At 40.5% G+C, this 18,069-nt stretch carries 20 protein-coding genes; 14 read left to right on the forward strand and 6 right to left on the reverse strand.

Annotated elements, in window-relative coordinates; translation table 11 throughout:
* Window positions 1-28 precede the first annotated feature (28 nt).
* The 8 genes from HH219_RS03080 to HH219_RS03115 all read left to right on the forward strand — a co-directional run bounded on the left by HH219_RS03080 (window position 29) and on the right by HH219_RS03115 (window position 6,192).
* The gene (locus HH219_RS03080) at window positions 29-220 is read left to right on the forward strand and encodes a lipoprotein (RefSeq protein WP_054454424.1); all 192 of its coding nucleotides are present in this window, start codon (window positions 29-31) and stop codon (window positions 218-220) included.
* A 3-nt stretch (window positions 221-223) separates the two neighbouring features.
* Window positions 224-1,477: a diaminopimelate decarboxylase gene (gene lysA / locus HH219_RS03085; RefSeq protein WP_169326593.1), complete on the forward strand. Its 1,254-nt coding sequence runs from the start codon at window positions 224-226 to the stop codon at window positions 1,475-1,477.
* A gap of 63 nt (window positions 1,478-1,540) precedes the next feature.
* Complete coding sequence (dapF, locus tag HH219_RS03090) at window positions 1,541-2,371, forward strand: diaminopimelate epimerase (protein WP_054205239.1); 831 nt, start codon at window positions 1,541-1,543, stop codon at window positions 2,369-2,371.
* Entirely contained in the window at window positions 2,368-2,997 is a 630-nt protein-coding gene (locus HH219_RS03095) for a DUF484 family protein (protein ID WP_169326594.1), read from the forward strand. The genes dapF and HH219_RS03095 overlap by 4 nt, the downstream gene beginning before the upstream one ends.
* Window positions 2,994-3,959, forward strand: coding sequence for a tyrosine recombinase XerC (locus tag HH219_RS03100; protein WP_169326595.1), 966 nt, complete (start codon window positions 2,994-2,996; stop codon window positions 3,957-3,959). The genes HH219_RS03095 and HH219_RS03100 overlap by 4 nt, the downstream gene beginning before the upstream one ends.
* Before the next feature lie 9 nt (window positions 3,960-3,968).
* Window positions 3,969-4,691 (forward strand): HAD-IA family hydrolase, encoded by a 723-nt coding sequence (locus HH219_RS03105; RefSeq protein WP_169326596.1) that lies wholly within the window; start codon window positions 3,969-3,971, stop codon window positions 4,689-4,691.
* A 7-nt stretch (window positions 4,692-4,698) separates the two neighbouring features.
* Entirely contained in the window at window positions 4,699-5,820 is a 1,122-nt protein-coding gene (locus HH219_RS03110) for a retroviral-like aspartic protease family protein (RefSeq protein WP_169326597.1), read from the forward strand.
* A gap of 12 nt (window positions 5,821-5,832) precedes the next feature.
* Complete coding sequence (locus tag HH219_RS03115; protein ID WP_169326598.1) at window positions 5,833-6,192, forward strand: HopJ type III effector protein; 360 nt, start codon at window positions 5,833-5,835, stop codon at window positions 6,190-6,192.
* 341 nt (window positions 6,193-6,533) lie between these two features.
* On the opposite strand, the gene HH219_RS03120 is transcribed toward HH219_RS03115, so the two are convergent.
* A complete protein-coding gene (locus HH219_RS03120) occupies window positions 6,534-6,839 on the reverse strand; it encodes a DUF6482 family protein (protein ID WP_054205245.1) in 306 nt (101 codons plus the stop codon).
* Window positions 6,840-6,924: 85 nt separating this feature from the next.
* Here HH219_RS03120 and HH219_RS03125 point away from each other — a divergent pair, with 85 nt between their 5' ends.
* From HH219_RS03125 to HH219_RS03135, 3 genes are all read left to right on the forward strand, one after another.
* Window positions 6,925-7,617: a pseudouridine synthase gene (locus HH219_RS03125; protein ID WP_169326599.1), complete on the forward strand. Its 693-nt coding sequence runs from the start codon at window positions 6,925-6,927 to the stop codon at window positions 7,615-7,617.
* 81 nt (window positions 7,618-7,698) lie between these two features.
* Window positions 7,699-8,073 (forward strand): BlaI/MecI/CopY family transcriptional regulator, encoded by a 375-nt coding sequence (locus tag HH219_RS03130; protein ID WP_054205247.1) that lies wholly within the window; start codon window positions 7,699-7,701, stop codon window positions 8,071-8,073.
* A gap of 9 nt (window positions 8,074-8,082) precedes the next feature.
* Window positions 8,083-9,294 carry a M56 family metallopeptidase gene (locus HH219_RS03135; protein ID WP_169326600.1) on the forward strand — a complete coding sequence of 404 codons (1,212 nt, stop codon included), beginning with the start codon at window positions 8,083-8,085 and terminating at the stop codon, window positions 9,292-9,294.
* A 127-nt stretch (window positions 9,295-9,421) separates the two neighbouring features.
* Here the strand turns inward: HH219_RS03135 and HH219_RS03140 are convergent, their stop codons facing one another.
* Entirely contained in the window at window positions 9,422-9,805 is a 384-nt protein-coding gene (locus HH219_RS03140) for an MAPEG family protein (RefSeq protein ID WP_054454434.1), read from the reverse strand.
* A gap of 292 nt (window positions 9,806-10,097) precedes the next feature.
* On the opposite strand from HH219_RS03140, the gene HH219_RS03145 reads away from it, so the two are divergent.
* Window positions 10,098-10,982 carry a DMT family transporter gene (locus HH219_RS03145; protein ID WP_211841985.1) on the forward strand — a complete coding sequence of 295 codons (885 nt, stop codon included), beginning with the start codon at window positions 10,098-10,100 and terminating at the stop codon, window positions 10,980-10,982.
* 13 nt (window positions 10,983-10,995) lie between these two features.
* A complete protein-coding gene (locus HH219_RS03150) occupies window positions 10,996-11,724 on the forward strand; it encodes an alpha/beta hydrolase (RefSeq protein ID WP_211841986.1) in 729 nt (242 codons plus the stop codon).
* A gap of 24 nt (window positions 11,725-11,748) precedes the next feature.
* On the opposite strand, the gene HH219_RS03155 is transcribed toward HH219_RS03150, so the two are convergent.
* Genes HH219_RS03155 through HH219_RS03165 form a run of 3 tightly spaced genes read right to left on the reverse strand, consistent with a single transcriptional unit; the run spans window position 11,749 to window position 14,507 of the window.
* Entirely contained in the window at window positions 11,749-12,066 is a 318-nt protein-coding gene (locus tag HH219_RS03155; RefSeq protein WP_169326602.1) for a multidrug efflux SMR transporter, read from the reverse strand.
* Between the two features lie 2 nt (window positions 12,067-12,068).
* Entirely contained in the window at window positions 12,069-13,601 is a 1,533-nt protein-coding gene (locus tag HH219_RS03160) for a carbon-nitrogen hydrolase family protein (protein WP_054205252.1), read from the reverse strand.
* Between the two features lie 57 nt (window positions 13,602-13,658).
* The gene (locus HH219_RS03165; RefSeq protein WP_169326603.1) at window positions 13,659-14,507 is read right to left on the reverse strand and encodes an MBL fold metallo-hydrolase; all 849 of its coding nucleotides are present in this window, start codon (window positions 14,505-14,507) and stop codon (window positions 13,659-13,661) included.
* Between the two features lie 119 nt (window positions 14,508-14,626).
* On the opposite strand from HH219_RS03165, the gene HH219_RS03170 reads away from it, so the two are divergent.
* Window positions 14,627-15,709, forward strand: coding sequence for a GGDEF domain-containing protein (locus tag HH219_RS03170; protein WP_249118437.1), 1,083 nt, complete (start codon window positions 14,627-14,629; stop codon window positions 15,707-15,709).
* On the opposite strand, the gene HH219_RS03175 is transcribed toward HH219_RS03170, so the two are convergent.
* A complete protein-coding gene (locus HH219_RS03175) occupies window positions 15,691-18,012 on the reverse strand; it encodes a penicillin acylase family protein (protein WP_169326605.1) in 2,322 nt (773 codons plus the stop codon). The genes HH219_RS03170 and HH219_RS03175 overlap by 19 nt on opposite strands.
* Window positions 18,013-18,069: the final 57 nt, after the last annotated feature.

Genomic DNA, 18,069 nt, shown 5'->3' on the forward strand with positions numbered 1-18,069 from the left:
TTATAAAGCCAGCAACACGATTAATCTAATGAAAGAGATGCATCTTAAAAAATTAAAACGACTTTCCCCTCTTGGTGTACTACTTATCGCTTTAGCTGGTTGCGGACAAAGCGGACCACTGTATTTGCCTGAAGAAAATACGCAGCCAAATCAAACAGAACAAGTAACTGAATCAGTAGCAAACCAAGACACGCCAACAACCGAATCGAAACAGGACTAACAAATGGACTTTTTTGACTATAAAAATAATCAGCTGCATGGCGAAGACATCGCTGTCAGTGACATAGCAGCACAATATGGTACACCTTGTTATATTTACTCACGCAAAACATTTGAACGTCACTACCTTGCGTTTGCACAAGCGGCTAAAAACCATAAAAATTTAGTGTGTTATGCCGTTAAAGCTAATTCAAATATTGCAGTATTAAATGTGTTGGCTCGCTTAGGTTCTGGTTTTGATATTGTCTCTAAAGGTGAGCTTGCCCGTGTTATTGAAGCGGGTGGTGACGCCAGTAAAGTGGTTTTTTCCGGTGTTGCAAAAACAGCTGACGAAATTGCTTATGCGCTAAAGCTTGGAATTAAATGCTTTAATGTTGAATCTGTATCTGAACTTGACCGTATATCTGAAGTAGCCAGTGAGCTTAATTTGGTTGCGCCAATTTCAATTCGTGTTAATCCTGATATTGATGCAAAAACTCATCCCTATATTTCAACTGGCTTAAAAGAAAATAAATTCGGTATTGATATCCTCACTGCAGTGAGTGTTTATCAATATGCTGCTTCATTACCTGGTTTGAAAATCACCGGTGTTGATTGCCATATTGGCTCGCAGCTCACCGAAATAAAACCATTTTTAGAAGCGCTGGACAAAGTACTCGCCCTAATTGATGACTTAAAAGCCAATGGTATTGAGCTAAGCCATTTAGATATTGGCGGTGGTTTAGGCGTGCCATACAATGGTGAAACACCACCACATCCAAGTGAATATGTGGCTCATATCACTGACCGTTTAACTGACTACCAACACTTAGAGCTGATTTTTGAGCCCGGCCGTGCCATTGCCGCCAATGCTGGGATTTTAGTAACAAAAGTTGAGTTTATTAAGCAAAACCAAGATAAGTTCTTTGCAATAGTTGATGCGGGCATGAACGATATGCTGCGCCCTGCGTTATATCAAGCATGGCAAAATATTGTGCCGGTAACGCCACGCAATGACGATACCCCCACACACAACTTTGATATTGTTGGGCCGGTGTGTGAAACAGGTGACTTTTTAGGTAAAGACCGCATGCTTGCACTACAACAAGGGGACTTACTTGCCCAGCGTAGTGCTGGTGCTTATGGTTTCACAATGAGCTCAAATTATAACTCGCGCCCGCGTGTGGCTGAAATTATGGTTGATGGCAAACAAAGCCATTTGATACGCGCTCGCGAAACTGTCGAAAGCTTATGGCAGGGCGAGAAAATTTTACCATAAACTTTTTGTAACACGGCTGCTCTGTGGCATGATTAGCGCAGAGCAAATCCGAATTAGAGCGCTATGTTAGTTAATTTTTCCAAAATGCACGGCCTAGGCAACGATTTTGTTGTAATTGATAACATTACACAAAACGTTTTCTTGTCACGAGATCAAATAAAAAAACTGGCCGATCGCCATTTCGGCATTGGTTTTGACCAATTGTTAATGGTTGAAGCGCCCTATTCTCCCGATCTTGATTTTCACTATCGTATTTTTAATGCTGATGGCAATGAAGTCGAGCAATGTGGCAATGGTGCCCGCTGTTTCGCCCGCTTTGTGCGGATGAAAGGCCTGACCAACAAACACAAAATTACTGTGTCTACAAAATCAGGTAACCTCACCCTGTATATCGAAAAAGACGGCCAAGTGACCGTTAATATGGGGCACCCTAATTTTGAGCCAAGCAAAATCCCGCTTAAAGCCACTAAACGTGAACTGACATATATTATTCGTGCACAAGAACACACTGTTTTTAGCGGTGCAGTCTCAATGGGCAACCCTCACTGCGTATTAGAAGTTGACGACATAGTAACAGCCGATGTCAGCACGTTAGGACCATTGCTTGAGAATCACGAACGCTTTCCGCAGCGCGTAAATGTAGGTTTTATGCAAGTAATAAACGAAGAGCACATTAAATTGAGAGTGTGGGAGCGTGGCGTAAACGAAACACTAGCCTGTGGTACAGGCGCATGTGCTGCGATGGTCATTGGCCAAATTCAAAATAAGCTAGCCACCACAGTGCAAGTTGACTTACCAGGCGGAAGTTTACAAATTCGCTGGCAAGGTGAAGGTCACCCAGTGCGTATGACAGGCCCTGCGGAGCATGTATTTGATGGTCAAGTTGCCTTATGAGTAACATTCTCAGCAAACTAACAAATGAACAAGTTAGTGAGTTTTTGCTAGAAAACCCTGATTTTTTACTGCAAAACCCAGCACTGTTAACGCAACTTGAATTGCAACAGCATGCTCAAGGCGCCACCTCTTTAGTGCATATTCAGCAGCGTCAATTGCGTGAACATAATGCAATGTTAAAACACAAAATTGATGAACTTATTGAACACGCAAAAGAAAACGAGCAAATTTATAGTTTATTTAGTGAGTGCCACCGCCAACTGTGGACTAATTATGACTTTAAAACGCTAGCAGTAAACTTACGTAATATTATTTGTACCAATGCGGCTATTAGTGAATGCCATTTACTTAAGTATGACACTAAATTTGATGATTTAATTACACATCGCTTAATGAACGATGGTACGTACCTTGGCCGTGTAAGCCAGCAAGAACGCGATTTACTGTTTCGCCCACAAACACAATCAACTGCGCTTTACTTAATTGGCAATAGTAAACACCCGGTGGCTATTTTGGCATTTGGCAGTGATGATGCAAACCACTTTGAACCCGCCAAAGACAGCCTGTTTGTGCTTGAATTTGTACGCTCATTACAATTGAGATTACTGGAACTTGAGCTGGCATGATCGAGCCGCAGCCGCCAAGTGTTGATGAATTGCATGAGCAATTAAGCGACCAGTGGCGCACACCTATTCAATCATTTAGTGATTATCTGCGTTTTGAAAGGCAGTACTCTCCACACACGATCACCCAATACACCACGCAACTGAACTTTGCTGCGTTGTATTTCAGTAAGCTATGCGATGATTGGTCAAGCGTACAAGGTGAACATATTCGCCGCTACAGTATGCAGCTCAGAAGCAAGCAACTGAGCGGGCGTACAATTAGTTTAAAGCTCAGCTGCATTCGTAGTTTATATAAATTTTTAAAAGCTAAAAATATCGCCCAACAAACACATTATCATAACCCTGCAGAGGCAATTAAAGGCCCTAAATTTGCCAAGCCATTACCTAAAAATCTTGATGTAGACCAAATGGCACGGTTACTTGATATTCAAGATGACGACCCTCTTGCGATTCGTGATCAAGCAATAATGGAATTAATGTATTCTTCTGGCCTGCGTATAAGTGAGTTAGTTGGTGCTAACCTACAAGATATAAACCGCAGCGCCAAAGAAATTTTAGTACGGGGTAAAGGCAGTAAAGAACGCTTATTACCCGTAGGCGGTAAAGCATTAGAATCATTAAATAAATGGCTAAAAATACGCCCTCAATTTGCTCATCCTGACGAAGTTGCGGTATTTGTTAGCAGTAAAAAATGCCGAATATCAGCACGTCACGTTAGGTCACGCATGCAAGAATGGGGAATAAAGCAAGGCATAAGTAGCCAAGTCCACCCGCATAAATTACGCCACTCTTTTGCATCTCATATTTTAGAATCTTCTGGTGACTTACGCGCTGTGCAAGAGTTATTAGGGCATAGCAGCTTATCCGCAACACAAGTTTACACTCATTTAGATTTTCAGCATTTAGCAAAAGTGTACGATAACACGCACCCTCGCGCCAAAAAGCGCACAGACCCAGAATAAGGAGCTTTTATGATCCGCTTTAATCGTGCTATTTCCCCTTTTTCCGTGCTTAGTTTTGACTTAGACGATACCTTGTATAACAATCGCCCCATCATTAAAGCCGCCGTACAGGCGCAGTTTGACTATTTAAACTCACTCACTCAGTGGCAAGCACAAGGTAGACATTATTGGCAACAATGCCGTGACCTAGCAGCTCAATCAAACCCCGCTTTAATTGATAATGTAACCCTATGGCGTAAACACACGCTTATGTTAGGGTTAAGTAAAATTGGTTATCACGATGCTGAACTCGAATATCATGTAAATAATGCCTACACAGCATTTACTGACGCACGCAGCAATATTGTCGTCAGTGAACAGGTACTCGAATTACTCTCCCAACTAGCTAAGCAATATCGCTTAATTGCTATTACAAATGGCAATGCTGATGTTGAACAGTTTAACTTAAAGGGAGTGTTTGAACTCGTATTACAAGCTGGCATGCATGGAAAAGCCAAACCACACCCAACCATGTTTGAGCAAGCTTGCGCGTATTTAAATGTCGCTCCACAGCAAATTTTACATATTGGTGATAGCTTAGATTCTGACGTACACGGCGCTCATAATGCAGGTTGCCAATCTGTGTGGTTAAACGATCAGCATATTAATTATGCTTACAAAGGGTTACCTGACATAGAAATTGCGAATGTGTTTGCTCTCAAGCAATTACTTAATTCTGCATCAGGGCAATAAAAACAGGATGCAAAGCACGTTATACGTCAAAGTCATCACACTGTTATTATTGGCCTCAGTCGCTTTAAATGGCTATTTTTTATGGTCAAAAGAGCAGGTGCAATTAGCATCAAAGCCGACGTTAATAACACACGAAAACACCTTGATAAATGATAAAAGCAAAACCAATCCGGTATATGAACAAGCCACAGCTGATTTTCAGCAACAGCGTTTTTCTCAGGCGGTTACAAGCTACCAACAACTAAAAAATACACACCCTTTACACGCTGAGCGCCTTTATTTTCACTGGCTCGATACGCTCGATAATTGGCTTAAAAATAATGAGCTCACCGTTGCAGATACTTTTTTACAAGCGTTTTTAAACAAGTACCCTTATGATATAAAAATGCTACGTCTTAATGCTGAGCACTTAGTTAAAAATCAGCAAATTCATCAAGCGATTGTTGCGTTTTTTTCTTTAAATTCATTCGCAAATGAGAGTGAGCAAGCTGTTATTTTACAACGCTTACAGCAATTGACCTTCGCGCAAATAAATACGTTGAGCAAACAACATGCTTGGCAAAAAATCGTTTCTCAAACTTCTGTGTGGCTTGATTATGATAACGACAATCCTCATTACTTACTCGCATTGGCAAATGCGTATTATCAACTCGATGATATAACCAGCTCACAATCAACTTTAGAGCGCTTTGCAGTGGAACACCCGCTACAAAAACAAGTTGATGAACTACAAATGCAGATAACACATGCACAAAGTGGTGTAGATTTAATCTCACTCAAATCATACGGCGCGCACTATTTATTAAACATGCAAATCAATAGCTCATTCAATACCGAGCTAATGATAGACACCGGTGCGAGCTATACGGTGATACCCAATACAGTATTTCAAGCATTACGACCAATACCAGACTATATTGATAGCATAAGAGTTAATACTGCCAACGGCCAAGCAATTGCGCAGCGCTATCAGGTAGATTCCATTTTAATTGGCAAACAATATATTGAGAACTTTGAAGTATTAGTAATTGATAGTCATAGTGACTATGGATTGCTTGGTATGAACTTTTTACAATTGTTTAAATTTAATATAAACCAACAAACTAATCAGCTAGAGCTAGCTAAATAATTAAGGATAACTATGACACTCAATGACTTTTTAAGTCGCCTAGCGGACGAACCACAGAATATCGCTTTTGCAGATACAATGGCCGTGATCGAAGCAAATTACACATTTACACCTAGCGCATTTAATAATCATGGGCTGAAAAGCACTGCAACTGAAAACAATGGTTCATGTAAAATTTTTGCTTTTGCCAAACTCAATCAGCTAACGAAACAAAACACCTTAGATTGCTTTGGCGCATTTTACCGTGATGACGTTCTGAAAGATCCTGATAACAACGACCATATGAACATTCGTACTTTTATGTTGGCACCAGAGGCAACACCGTTTTTAGGTCTCACTTTTGAACAGCAGCCGCTATCAGAAATAGCCTAAAATACCCTAGTACGTGTTGATCTTTGTGGATTGAAATTTGTTCAATCTAGGGGCGATTTAATCGCGGCGCGAGGTTTGTAACCTAGCGGGATCGATAACTGCTCCTGCGTTATTCTACTGGCTCACATCCATGTGAGAATAAGTAAAAGCCGAGCAAAGCTTCCGCGTCCTGCTCACGCCCTTACCTACATCCGTGTAGGTAACAAACAGTCAATCGCCCCTAGGAAGAACCCTTTGGGCAGCGCATGTTTGGTATTTATACTGCTGCAAAATCAATCACGAAAGGTCAACACGCACTAGTAGCGCGTTCTACATTGGATAGTCTCGCGCTACTAACAAATTTAGTATAAATGATTTTTACCATAAGGAACTTCTAACATATTGCTCGCTGTTTTTTCGCTTTGACCACACATTTCATCGTATGCACTGGTATGGCGTAACACCATTTGTGCGTAGCTCAAATGATCAAGGCGCTTTTGAATATGCAATGGACTCAGCCCTCGAATAAATTCACCTTTTTCGTCAGTGACATAATATTCAACATTATTAATCATTACTGATACTTGGTATAACGCCATTTCCAATGAATGAACAATGACTTTTTGTAACGGTTGATGATCTTTAAGTTCTGATAATTTAATAGCCATGATCTGACCTTTTTAGTATTAGGTTAAATTATCTGTACGCAGGTTTGATATACTTTGATCAACTTAAAACCAAATGAATTAATTAATGACTGAACAAACTCGCCTTGCTAAATATATCGCTCATGCGGGTGTTTGCTCTCGCAAACAAGCCTCTCGCTTAATTGACGAAGGCATAGTAAGTGTTAATAACCGCCCAGCAAACCATATTGACCATGTTGATGATAACGACAATATACGTATCGATGGCAAACGAATTCAAGGGCGTGCTGCGTTAACCTATTTTGCTTATAACAAACCCGTTGGCATTGATTGTAAACTCAATCCAAATGATGCAAGTAGCCTCATTCACCATTTACCTAGTGGTACGCGTGTTTACCCCATTGGCAGACTTGATAAAGATTCCCGAGGCCTCCTAATACTCACTAACGATGGCGAGTTTTGTAATCAACTGCTCCATCCTGACTTCCACCAGCCAAAGCGTTATTTAGTGACTGTTGATAAACCACTTGATGATAAATTTTGCCAAACAATGGCAAAAGGGGTGCCTGTTGATAAGCACATCACCTTGCCTTGCACAGTTGAAAAAATAGCTGTGCACCAATTTAGCATTATTTTAAAACAGGGCCTTAACCGACAAATACGTAAAATGGCGCATTATTGTGGCTATAAAGTTGTTGATTTATACCGTGAGCAAATTGCCGACCTTAATTTAGCGACTCTCAACTTAGCTGAAAATACCCACCTTAAAATAGACAAATCTAACATTTTAAAAAATTAATATATTTTTCATAAACTAGTTGCAAATTATGATTACGGGTGTAATCTAATATTAAGGATTACACTTGTAGGCAATATATTAATGATTGAGTTATCTAAAGCAGAATTTGAAGTGCTTGATGCCCTGTGGGTTAACTACCCTGCCACAGCAAGCCAAATTATCGAACGCTTAAGTGACGAAAAGCAATGGCACGAAAAAACCATTAAAACTTTACTCGGACGCTTAGTAAAAAAAGGCGCTCTGAGCTTTGAAAAAGACGGTCGCCAATACATTTACACGCCTTGTATGGAGCGTGCTGAATACACACTAAAAGAAAGCCAAAACTTTATCGAACGCTTTTTTAGTGGCCGTATTGCACCTTTGGTAAGCGGCTTTGCTAAATCCGAGCAACTTTCTCAACAAGACATCAATGAGCTAAAAAAAGTGATTGATGAGTGGGAAAAACAGCAAAAGTAAGGGATTACTATGTTAGAAATTACTTTTAACTGGCTTATTGAACAGCAATTATTAATCAGTGTAATCATATTCAGTTTACTCATTTTAGAGCGCTATTCGCTTAAGTGGCTCAGTGCAAATTTTGTGTATAAGTTATGGTTATTACTACCCGTTGCACTGCTGCTCGTTAATTTACCCGCGCATTTAAAGCCATTACAAAGCTCGATTATAAGCACGATGCTGATCACCCCAAATCAAGCACTGAACACTCATTTCAGTATTAGCTGGGCACTATTGTATAACGTAGTGCTTGGGCTATTGCTTATTGCTATGATTGTGACGCATCAGCGCTTTATCAAGCAATTAAGACTAACCAAGCTTAATGATGAACAACTGACCATCAGCAACCCTAATATACAGTTACTACAAAGTGAGGTCGTCAGTACCCCCATGGTGATTGGCCTATTTCGTACTCAATTAGTGATGCCAACCGATTATATGCAAAAAGTCGATAGTGCGTCATTAGCACTGATCATAGAACATGAAAAAGTACATATAAAACGCGCCGACAATTTATTCAACATGCTGCTATTAACAACCACCTTGGTGTTTTGGTTTAACCCATTAGCATGGCTTGGCTACATCAGCTTTAGGCGTTTACAAGAGCTTTCATGCGATGAAAAGGTACTCAAAAATAAAACCACCCAACAACGGATTTTATACAGCAAAGCGCTAGTAAACTGTGCTGCAAATACCCGCACCAGCTTAATGGCATATTCACACTATGGAGATAAAAATACGATGTTACAACGACTCAATCAAATCAAACACACTGGTAGTAGCTCAATTATTGCCAAAGGCGCGCTACTCATTTTTGCTGCGGGAATGCTAAGTAGCTTTGCTATTGCAAAACAACCTGATGGGATGAAAAAAGTGGATAAAATCACGCCAATTATCCGCATTGAACCAAAATACCCCACTCAAGCCGTCGAACAAAGTATAAGTGGCTCAGTGGTATTAAAATACGATATTAGTCCAACGGGAAAAACACTTAATGTATCGGTTGTCAGTGCTAGCCCTGACGGTGTATTCAATAAGGAAGCTAAAAAAGCGCTAAAACAATGGGAATATAAGCCGTCGGATTCAGGCTTTAAAGATTTGCTCGTACAGTTAGACTTTGCAATAAATGATGATTATAAATCAAAAGATTTAATAGAAAAAATTACGGTTGCTTCCAAGTAAGCATTTGTACCCAAAGACCCCAAAGCAAGCGCCTTGTTTAAGCCGCTTGCTTTGGCGTTTATACTGCAGCAAAATCAATCACGAAAGGTCAACACGCCCAAGTAACCTCAGCTTTTCAATCAACGTATTACATACTGACCGCAATCATTGCCACGGCAGAACCTAAGCCCACAAACCACACCAATGAACGTAATACATCTAAATTTAAGTAATAAAAAACACAATATAATACACGTGCAATAATATGGGTAATAGCGAGCAATTCGGTTACCTGATGAACACTGTTTGTCCCTAACACCACCGCCAAAGCCACTGCGAATACCGCCAAAGCTTCAAAACAGTTTTGATGTGCAGCTAAAGCTCTTGCGCCAAACCCTGTTAGCTTAGTTTGCTGGTCGCGCGGATGTTTATTATCGTAGCCATCGAGTTTGTTCATCGCGAACGCCACCGGAGCCTTAGCAAAGTAAGGCATCAGTACAGCAAGTAGTGCGCAAATAAGTAATGTCGTCATTGTTATTCCTCGTTAACCTGAATTCAAGTTAGTTAAAATTTTAATTAACTTAGCACAGCTAAACTCAACTCGTTATAACTTAAGGCACAATTCGAGCAATAAAAAAGCCGCGATTGCTTATATAGGCAATCGCGGCTAGCAATAACATCACACTAACTATAGCGCAGCGTGAGGTATTTGAAACTGTGGCATATTGTCGCAGTTGATGAATATTCATAAGCGGTAATCCTCCCTCGCTTTAAACTTCGCTGCCTGTTAACTTACCTCTCACTGCTATTTTTTTGTAACGATCATGATCTGGATATTTTTCACTTTTTTAGCCGCCTTTATGCAAGCGTGGCGTAATGCACTGCAAAGTAAATTAAGTAATGATATGAGCGTAGCGGGTGTAACATTAGCGCGCTTTATTGTTGCCAGCCCTATTGCCGCGATTTATCTTTATTCACTTTATCAATACCAGCCGACTGCTATGCCCTCATTTAATAATACCTTTTGGGCCTTTATTGTAGGTGCAAGTGTGATGCAAATTATTGCTACTGGTTTAATGGTTAAGCTATTTAAAATGAACAATTATGCTGTGGGTGCTGGGCTTGCAAAAAGTGAAGCGCTGGTTGCCGCAATTCTAGGCGTACTGTTTTTTGGTTCTGCACTGAGTTTACTCGGTTGGTTAGGGGTGTTTTTAGGCGCTATCGCTGTATTGATACTCAGCGGTATTACTAAAGTTAAACAGTTTAATTTAACCACCGCCTTGCTTGGGCTTGCCTGTGGCACCTGCTTTGCGCTTACTTCGTTGTGGGTGCGTGAAGCAAGCTTAAACTCGGGCCTATTATTTCCTCACTCTGCAGCATGGGTCTTACTATTTGTGATCAGCCTACAAAGTATTATGTTACTTGTGTATTTAGCTATTAAAGAGCCGCACACATTAAAGCAAATGTGGCGCTATAAAAGAATGGTCAGCTTAGTGAGCTTCTTTAGCTGTATAGGATCAATTGGCTGGTTTAGTGCCATGAGTTTACAACATGTCCCTTACGTTAAAACGCTGGGGCAGGTAGAGGTTTTCTTTACCATGTTGATCTCGGTGTTATGGCTCAAACAGCCTTTAAAGCGCCAAGATACCGCGGGGCTTGTATTAATCGCTATTGCCGCGGTATTGGTAATGTTGCCCACTATAAATTAAATAGGATATTTGCTTGGACTTAATATTATTACCTGGTCTCGATGGTTCAGGAATCCTTTTTAGGGATTTAATTGCAGCATTGCCGACAACCTTAAACCCACGTGTCATCTACCTAGATGAGTTAAATGGTGAGAGTTTCTCTGAAAAAGCATTCGATTTATCAAACAAGATCCAAGATTCTGAAGTCATAATAGTTGCAGAGTCGTATTCTGGACGGATTGCTTATGAGTTATGCGATTTGCTTGGCAAAAAAATAAAGAGGGTAATCTTTCTGGCTAGTTTTATAACTTCGCCAAGTTATACATCTAAGCTAGCTCATATTATTCCTACTGCGATACTTAAAGAATCTCATTTAAATACATGGCTCTTATTACACGTTGGCTTCGCAGGCTATGGCTCTAAACATCAAGCAAAACATGTTTTCAAATCAATCTCTCTAGCTGATAAACAAAAACTAAAAAATAGACTCAATAACATTGCCGCTTTAGATAAACCTCTAAAATCATACGATACTAAAGCAATTTATATCAAACCCACTCACGATTTACTGGTTAGCAAAAGGGCTATAAAGGAACTGCTGGTCGTATTTAAAAACACCCAAATCAACGCCCTTGAAAGCGGTCATTTTATCGCTCAAACACAGCCAATACAGTGCGCAAAAATAATAATTAGCGCGGTAAACGAATATAAAAATGAAAATAAACCGCGCTCTACTAACTCACTTCATTCTACGGCACCTTAGTTAGGTTGGTGCTGCATTTTATATCTAATGGCTTACTTTTAAAGTAATTACACCGCTGATAATCATTAATACACCGGCTATACGGCCAAATGTAGCGGCATCATTATAAAAAAGGATCCCCACTATAAATGTCCCGGCCGCGCCAATACCAGTCCATACAGCGTAGGATGTCCCCATTGAAATATCACGCTGTGCCAGCCATAACATAAAGCCACTGGCAACCATAAACGCCACGGCAACACCTATACCCAACCAACGATTTTCACCCTCTTGTGACATTTTCAATCCAACAGGCCAACCAATTTCAAGCAGGCCTGCGATAATTAAATACACCCATGCCATTTTTAGCTATCCCTCTTTTTCAAAATAACGTCGTATAAGTCTTCACGACGATCTTTTAAGTTACGGACGGTGCCTTCGCTGTGGAGTACCTTTAACTTATCCATATCTAAATCACTGAATAACAGCATTTCAGTATTGGGGGTGGCCTCGTTGAGCGTCGCATCGTGTGGGAATGAAAAATCCGACGGAGTCAGTACGGCTGATTGCGAATATTGCACATCTAGGCTTTCTACTTCTGGTAAATTGCCGACTGAGCCTGCAATGACTACATAGCATTCGTTTTCAATGGCGCGAGCCTGTGCACAATGGCGAACACGTAAATAACTGTTTTTAGTGTCTGTCCAAAATGGTACAAACAGAATGTCGAGCCCTTGCTTTGCTAAAATGCGCGACAACTCAGGGAACTCTACATCGTAACAAATTTGAATACCCACACGCCCTGCATCAGTTTCAAACACCGCTATTTTATCGCCACCTTGGATCACCCAATCATTTTGCTCATGCGGGGTAATATGAATTTTGCGTTGCTCATCAATTTTACCGCTACGGTGACATAAATAGCTGACATTATAAATTTTATCGCCTTCGGCAAGCGGCATTGAACCGGTAATTATATTGGCGTTATATTCAATCGCCATTCGCGACATCGCATCACGAAAAGTCTCTGTGTATTCAGCTAAATAACGAATTGCTTCGGTTTGATTTCTTTGTTCGCTGAGCCCCATTAATGGAGCATTAAAAAATTCAGGGAATAAAATAAAGTCACTTTTGTAATCAGATACTGTGTCTACAAAATACTCAACTTGCGTGAGCATTTCTTCAACCGATGCAACACTACGCATTTGCCATTGCACAGCACCAACTCGCACTATCGATTTGGTCGATTCGAGTACAGTGTCAGTTGGTTCAAACATAATGTTGTTCCACTCAAGCAACGTGGCATAACCAACCGAGTTTTGATCTTCAGGCAAGTACTTTTTAAGCAATCTTTTAACCTGAAAGTCGTTCGATAATTGAAAGCTCAATATAGGATCATACAGTTCCTTGTGATCCACCTTGGCGATATATTCTGTTGGTGTCATTTCATCGCTGTGATTGTAATAACGCGGAATACGCCCACCCGCTAAAATGGCTCTTAAGTTATACTGACGGCACAATTCTTTACGTGCATCATAGAGTCTGCGGCCTAAGCGCATACCTCGGTGAGTTGATGAAATAACAACATCAAGCCCATACAACGCATCACCATCGGGGTCACTAAATACCCGATCATGGCCGTCAACAATATCTTCGTAGGTATGTGGATTTGAAAAACGTGTATAGTCAACTTGCACACTGAGCGCAATCCCTACTAATACACCATCATCAACCATACCTAATTGGCCTTCAGGGAATTGGTCTATCAACCTAAAAATAGTATGACTAGGCCATGCCCCGCCTAAATCAGGATAGGCTTGGTCCATCAATGTTTTAATTTGTGGATATTGTTCTTTTGTTAAGTTACAAATCTCTAGATGGGTCTTTTCTGCCGGCATACACAACTCCTTTAGGCGTAGGACATTAGTTTGTGGCCACCGCAGTGGCCAACCTTATTATTTTAAGCTTCGATAAAACAGTGTAGTAACGCGCTCTTTTGGTAACCACCCTGCAAATTCAATATTCAGCTGGGCAAGAGGATCCGCTTTTAGTACATGTTCTAAACTGGCATTATCTTTCATCGCATTGAGCATAATTGCTTTTGCTCTAGCAACCAAGTCACGATATACCACCAGCTCTGAACGCTTGCTTAGCGGCCCATGGCCAGGAATAATATGCGTGTTATCGTTAATGCTTAGTAAAACATCGTCAACCGCATTTAATATGCCGTCAACACTACCACCACTGTCTACATCTACAAATGGTAAACCACCTGTATTAAAGAAGATATCACCCATGTGCACAATATTTTCTGATTCGAAAAAAACAACGGCATCACCATCGGTATGCGCATGAGGGTAATGCTTGAGCTTGGCGTGCTCGTTATTGAAATGTAACGTTAAATCATCATTAAAACTGATGCGCGGTAAGTAGTCAGAGCCCACACCATGCTTTTCAGTTAATCGCTTATGTACATTATTATGTGCGATGACATGAGCCCCCGCTTTCGCAAAGTTTTCATTACCCCCAGTGTGATCGCCGTGATGATGTGTATTTATGACAAACTGAGCACTGCCGGGTTTTAATTCAGTTAACGATTGCTTGATCTGCTCAGATAACGTTGCAAACTGGTCATCAACAATATAAATGCCATCGTCACCAACACTTGCAGCAATATTGCCACCTTGGCCAAATAATACATACACATGCTCACTGATTTTTTGTGTTTTAACAACGCTTTGTTCTGCATGACAACTTAAACTTAAAATTGCTGACGTAATGAATACCGGAATTAATTTTTTCATTATTGTTCTCTTATTTTATATGTAGGATAAATATAGAACGTTATGCTCATTATTTTCGCTCAAATTAATTTTTTATCTCCTATACTTTTAAAATGACTCACTCACATTTAGGAGGCCTTTTGACAACATCAGAACAACCCCTACATGCAAGTCTTGATGACGTTGAGCAAGTGAAATTTCAAATTATCAAAAAAGTGGCGTATTTTGCCTTAGCAACCCACGTATTACTGATATTATTTTTTGCGCAAATTGGTGCTCTGACTTTAGCAATTGTCAATATTTTTAGTGTCCTTGCTTGGGGCTCTGGGATCTTTTTAATAAGCCAAAGGTTGCATGCATTAGCCTTGCGAATATTTTGCATAGAAGTGGTATTACACTCGATTTTGGCATGTGCAACATTAGGATTAGAGCTCGGTTTTCAATTTTATCTATGGACTATTTCGTCAATGCTGTTAGTTGATTATCAGCTTAAATTGAAGCAGGCTGTTATTTACAGTATGACATTAATAATTACCTTTGCTGGATTGTATTTTTTCTTTGCTGATGTCACTTACAACTATGCGTATGTATCACTTTTACCTTACATTAATATTATTAATATTATTATCGCCGGGCTTCCCATGATTTATGCATTTAGCTTGATCAGAGAAATCTCGATTTCCCAGCGTATTGAATTAACTGAAATGGCAGCAAAAGATCACCTTACTAAATTATATAACCGGCGTTTTGCTAAACAGTTAATTATAGAAACTCGTCAAAAAAGCATCATGGCCGACAACCAAATTTGTGTAGTTATGGCTGATATAGATATGTTTAAACAGATCAACGACACCTATGGGCATGATAAAGGTGATGCTATCTTAACGATTATTGCAAGCGCACTAACAAACCAATTAAATTCAACCGATATTATTGTACGCTGGGGTGGCGAAGAGTTCTTGATCGTCCTCGCTAATACTAATGAAGCGGATGCTTTTGAACGTATTGAAGCATTACGCAATCACATACAAGCGCTATCACTTTTATCTATTAAACCAAATCTAACCATTACTATGAGTTTTGGTTTAATAGAATGGCGTCCTTTGGCATCATTAGAAAAAACATTACAACAAGCCGATGCTGCACTTTATAAAAGTAAAAACGATGGCAGAAATATGACCACCATCGCCACACCAGAACAAGACTACATGATAGGTGTATAATTTAGACTTACAGGTGTTATTACAATTTGATGGTTCAGCTTTTGCGGTAATAATGGCGTGAGTTCCGCTGCAATATAGCCCATGAAACCCGCTCGATAAAAAGGTGATAACGGATGCCCAGATTGCCCTCCAGGAATAGCCATTACTGCTTTATCTAGGTGGCCTGGTTGAGCTATAAATCGCTGTGAAGCACCAAAGTTTGGCCCTTGCACTGCTGGCATAAAACTATCACCAAACCCTGCCGCTTTAGGCATATTTAATAAATTACTTAATTGAGGGATCTGCTTTGAAAACGGATGTTCAATGACTAATTCATTCACCTTACCCCATTGCCAATTTTGAATATCACTGCCAAATTCCAGCGTTAAATTTTCAATCGTTTTAATAAATGCACCGACTAATTGAGCATCCCAACTTTTAAATTGAGGATTGAGCCAACTGCTTGGCTGCTGCTCAATTAATTGCCAAATTGCAGGCTCTAAATCACGCTTAATATAACGCAGCGATCCACCTTCGGTTTTTAGCTTTGCCTGCATTGCACTAAAGGCAATGTTAATTACTTCATCACGATAGTGCCTTACTAAAGTGTACCCTATAGACTCTGCACATGCGCACGCTTGCCAGTTTTCAACTGCGCTAATATAGCGCTTATTCTCAAGACTATTTTGATTAAGCTGCCTAAGCAACAAGGTATGCCATGGCTTTAAAAAGCGCGCCTCATTATCATGTTGTAATTGATTAAAGTCAGCTTCAGTAAACTGCTGTTTTTCGTTAAGCCGGTCACGTATTTGACTAGAACGTGCGCCAAGCGCATAACCACCATTACCAAAACGCTTATTATCTTGCGCTGACACAACGCGAGAATTACCCGTCCATAAACGACCATTTTCAGGGTTTTTAACGTCCGGCCTAATTAATTCATTATCCTGCCACTGCGCTGAATAATCACTTTCCTGCACAGCGAGTTCACTAGGTTGAATACGCCCAGGAATTGCCCCCATATTTTTCCATGCGGCATTCCCCTGACTATCGACCACCATTAGGTTTTGTACGGGTATACCCACATCACTTGCAATTGTCAGCGCATCGTCAACCGTAACTGCCTGCTCGAGTTTTAGTAAATCCATATCAACCGCATAAGATTGATGTGCAACCCAACTTAATGCGTAACGTTTACCGCTAATTTCACGCACTGGTCCATAATTACTGAGCGTAAGCTCATAGGGCTGTGTTGTACCATCAGGCAACCTAATTTGCTCTGTCACTTGCCAAGTTTTACTCTCTGCATCAAGCGCAACCCAATCAGCCGTATCAAGGTAACCGTTCGTGAAACCCCAGGCGATTTTATTATTAGTTCCCACCACGATAGCCGGCGCGCCGGGTAAAGAAACCCCCGTTACTTGAGTCGCTTGCCCCGACACTACATAATTAAGTTGAGCTCGATACCAAATAACAGGAACCGCCATCGATAAATGCATATCGTCAGAAAGCATACCCGCACCCGTTTGTGTTAATTGCCCTGTGACCGCCCAGTTATTACTGCCACGCTCTTGATTAACTGCAATTGATTGCCATGCATAAGCATCTGGTATTGCAGGATCTTGCTTTCGCAGCTGCGGTATGTCATCTATGTATTGACTAAGGAGACTGCCATCTAATGCTGCTTGGAATTTACTTGGCTGCGTTAAAAAGGCCACCATTTCTGCGCCATATAATTGCTCTATTTGTATTAACGCTTTATCTCGTTCGAATGTTGCCGTTTGCAAATCCAAATACATACTAAAAATCACCAGTAAACTATCTTCACTGCGCCACGGTTTTTGAGCCGCGCCAGTTAATATATATTCAAAACTAGCAAACCCTATTTGCGCTAACCCTTCATTGACACCCGCAGCATAGCTTTTTAGCAATAGCTGATCAGCCGCTGGCAACTGCTTAACAATCGAGACACTACGTTTACGCAATTGATGAAAACGCATTTTTTTATCCAACTCTAAAGCTGCCTCACCAAATAGCTCACTCAATTCTCCTGCTGCGTTTCGGCGCAATAAATCCATTTGAAAAAACCGATCCTGCCCATGCGCAAAACCTAAACCATAGGCAGCATCATTTCGGCTATTAGCATTGATCACCGCTTGCCCTAATTCATCTCGGGAAATTGTCACTTTGTTACCGACTTCATGGCTGTGTCCGTTACCATCAAGGGTTGGTAAGCTTAATGACAGAGCACCATAAATGATACCGGTAGCAGCAAGCCCTAAAATCAGTACTGTTAGTCCCAACCACTTAATAATTTTTAGCATGAACGTAATCCTTACAAATGAGTTGCCCTATTCTAAGCATACTTTTATGAAAAAATA

The sequence above is a fragment of the Pseudoalteromonas sp. NEC-BIFX-2020_015 genome (assembly GCF_012952265.1).
Classification (GTDB): domain Bacteria; phylum Pseudomonadota; class Gammaproteobacteria; order Enterobacterales; family Alteromonadaceae; genus Pseudoalteromonas; species Pseudoalteromonas neustonica.

Bases quoted from the DNA above. Each gene is read 5' to 3' on its own strand.
- HH219_RS03080 (WP_054454424.1), top strand. From the start codon at position 29: ATGAAAGAGATGCATCTTAAAAAATTAAAACGACTTTCCCCTCTTGGT.
- lysA (WP_169326593.1), top strand. From the start codon at position 224: ATGGACTTTTTTGACTATAAAAATAATCAGCTGCATGGCGAAGACATC.
- dapF (WP_054205239.1), top strand. From the start codon at position 1,541: ATGTTAGTTAATTTTTCCAAAATGCACGGCCTAGGCAACGATTTTGTT.
- HH219_RS03095 (WP_169326594.1), top strand. From the start codon at position 2,368: ATGAGTAACATTCTCAGCAAACTAACAAATGAACAAGTTAGTGAGTTT.
- HH219_RS03100 (WP_169326595.1), top strand. From the start codon at position 2,994: ATGATCGAGCCGCAGCCGCCAAGTGTTGATGAATTGCATGAGCAATTA.
- HH219_RS03105 (WP_169326596.1), top strand. From the start codon at position 3,969: ATGATCCGCTTTAATCGTGCTATTTCCCCTTTTTCCGTGCTTAGTTTT.
- HH219_RS03110 (WP_169326597.1), top strand. From the start codon at position 4,699: ATGCAAAGCACGTTATACGTCAAAGTCATCACACTGTTATTATTGGCC.
- HH219_RS03115 (WP_169326598.1), top strand. From the start codon at position 5,833: ATGACACTCAATGACTTTTTAAGTCGCCTAGCGGACGAACCACAGAAT.
- HH219_RS03120 (WP_054205245.1), bottom strand. From the start codon at position 6,839: ATGGCTATTAAATTATCAGAACTTAAAGATCATCAACCGTTACAAAAA.
- HH219_RS03125 (WP_169326599.1), top strand. From the start codon at position 6,925: ATGACTGAACAAACTCGCCTTGCTAAATATATCGCTCATGCGGGTGTT.
- HH219_RS03130 (WP_054205247.1), top strand. From the start codon at position 7,699: ATGATTGAGTTATCTAAAGCAGAATTTGAAGTGCTTGATGCCCTGTGG.
- HH219_RS03135 (WP_169326600.1), top strand. From the start codon at position 8,083: ATGTTAGAAATTACTTTTAACTGGCTTATTGAACAGCAATTATTAATC.
- HH219_RS03140 (WP_054454434.1), bottom strand. From the start codon at position 9,805: ATGACGACATTACTTATTTGCGCACTACTTGCTGTACTGATGCCTTAC.
- HH219_RS03145 (WP_211841985.1), top strand. From the start codon at position 10,098: ATGATCTGGATATTTTTCACTTTTTTAGCCGCCTTTATGCAAGCGTGG.
- HH219_RS03155 (WP_169326602.1), bottom strand. From the start codon at position 12,066: ATGGCATGGGTGTATTTAATTATCGCAGGCCTGCTTGAAATTGGTTGG.
- HH219_RS03160 (WP_054205252.1), bottom strand. From the start codon at position 13,601: ATGCCGGCAGAAAAGACCCATCTAGAGATTTGTAACTTAACAAAAGAA.
- HH219_RS03165 (WP_169326603.1), bottom strand. From the start codon at position 14,507: ATGAAAAAATTAATTCCGGTATTCATTACGTCAGCAATTTTAAGTTTA.
- HH219_RS03175 (WP_169326605.1), bottom strand. From the start codon at position 18,012: ATGCTAAAAATTATTAAGTGGTTGGGACTAACAGTACTGATTTTAGGG.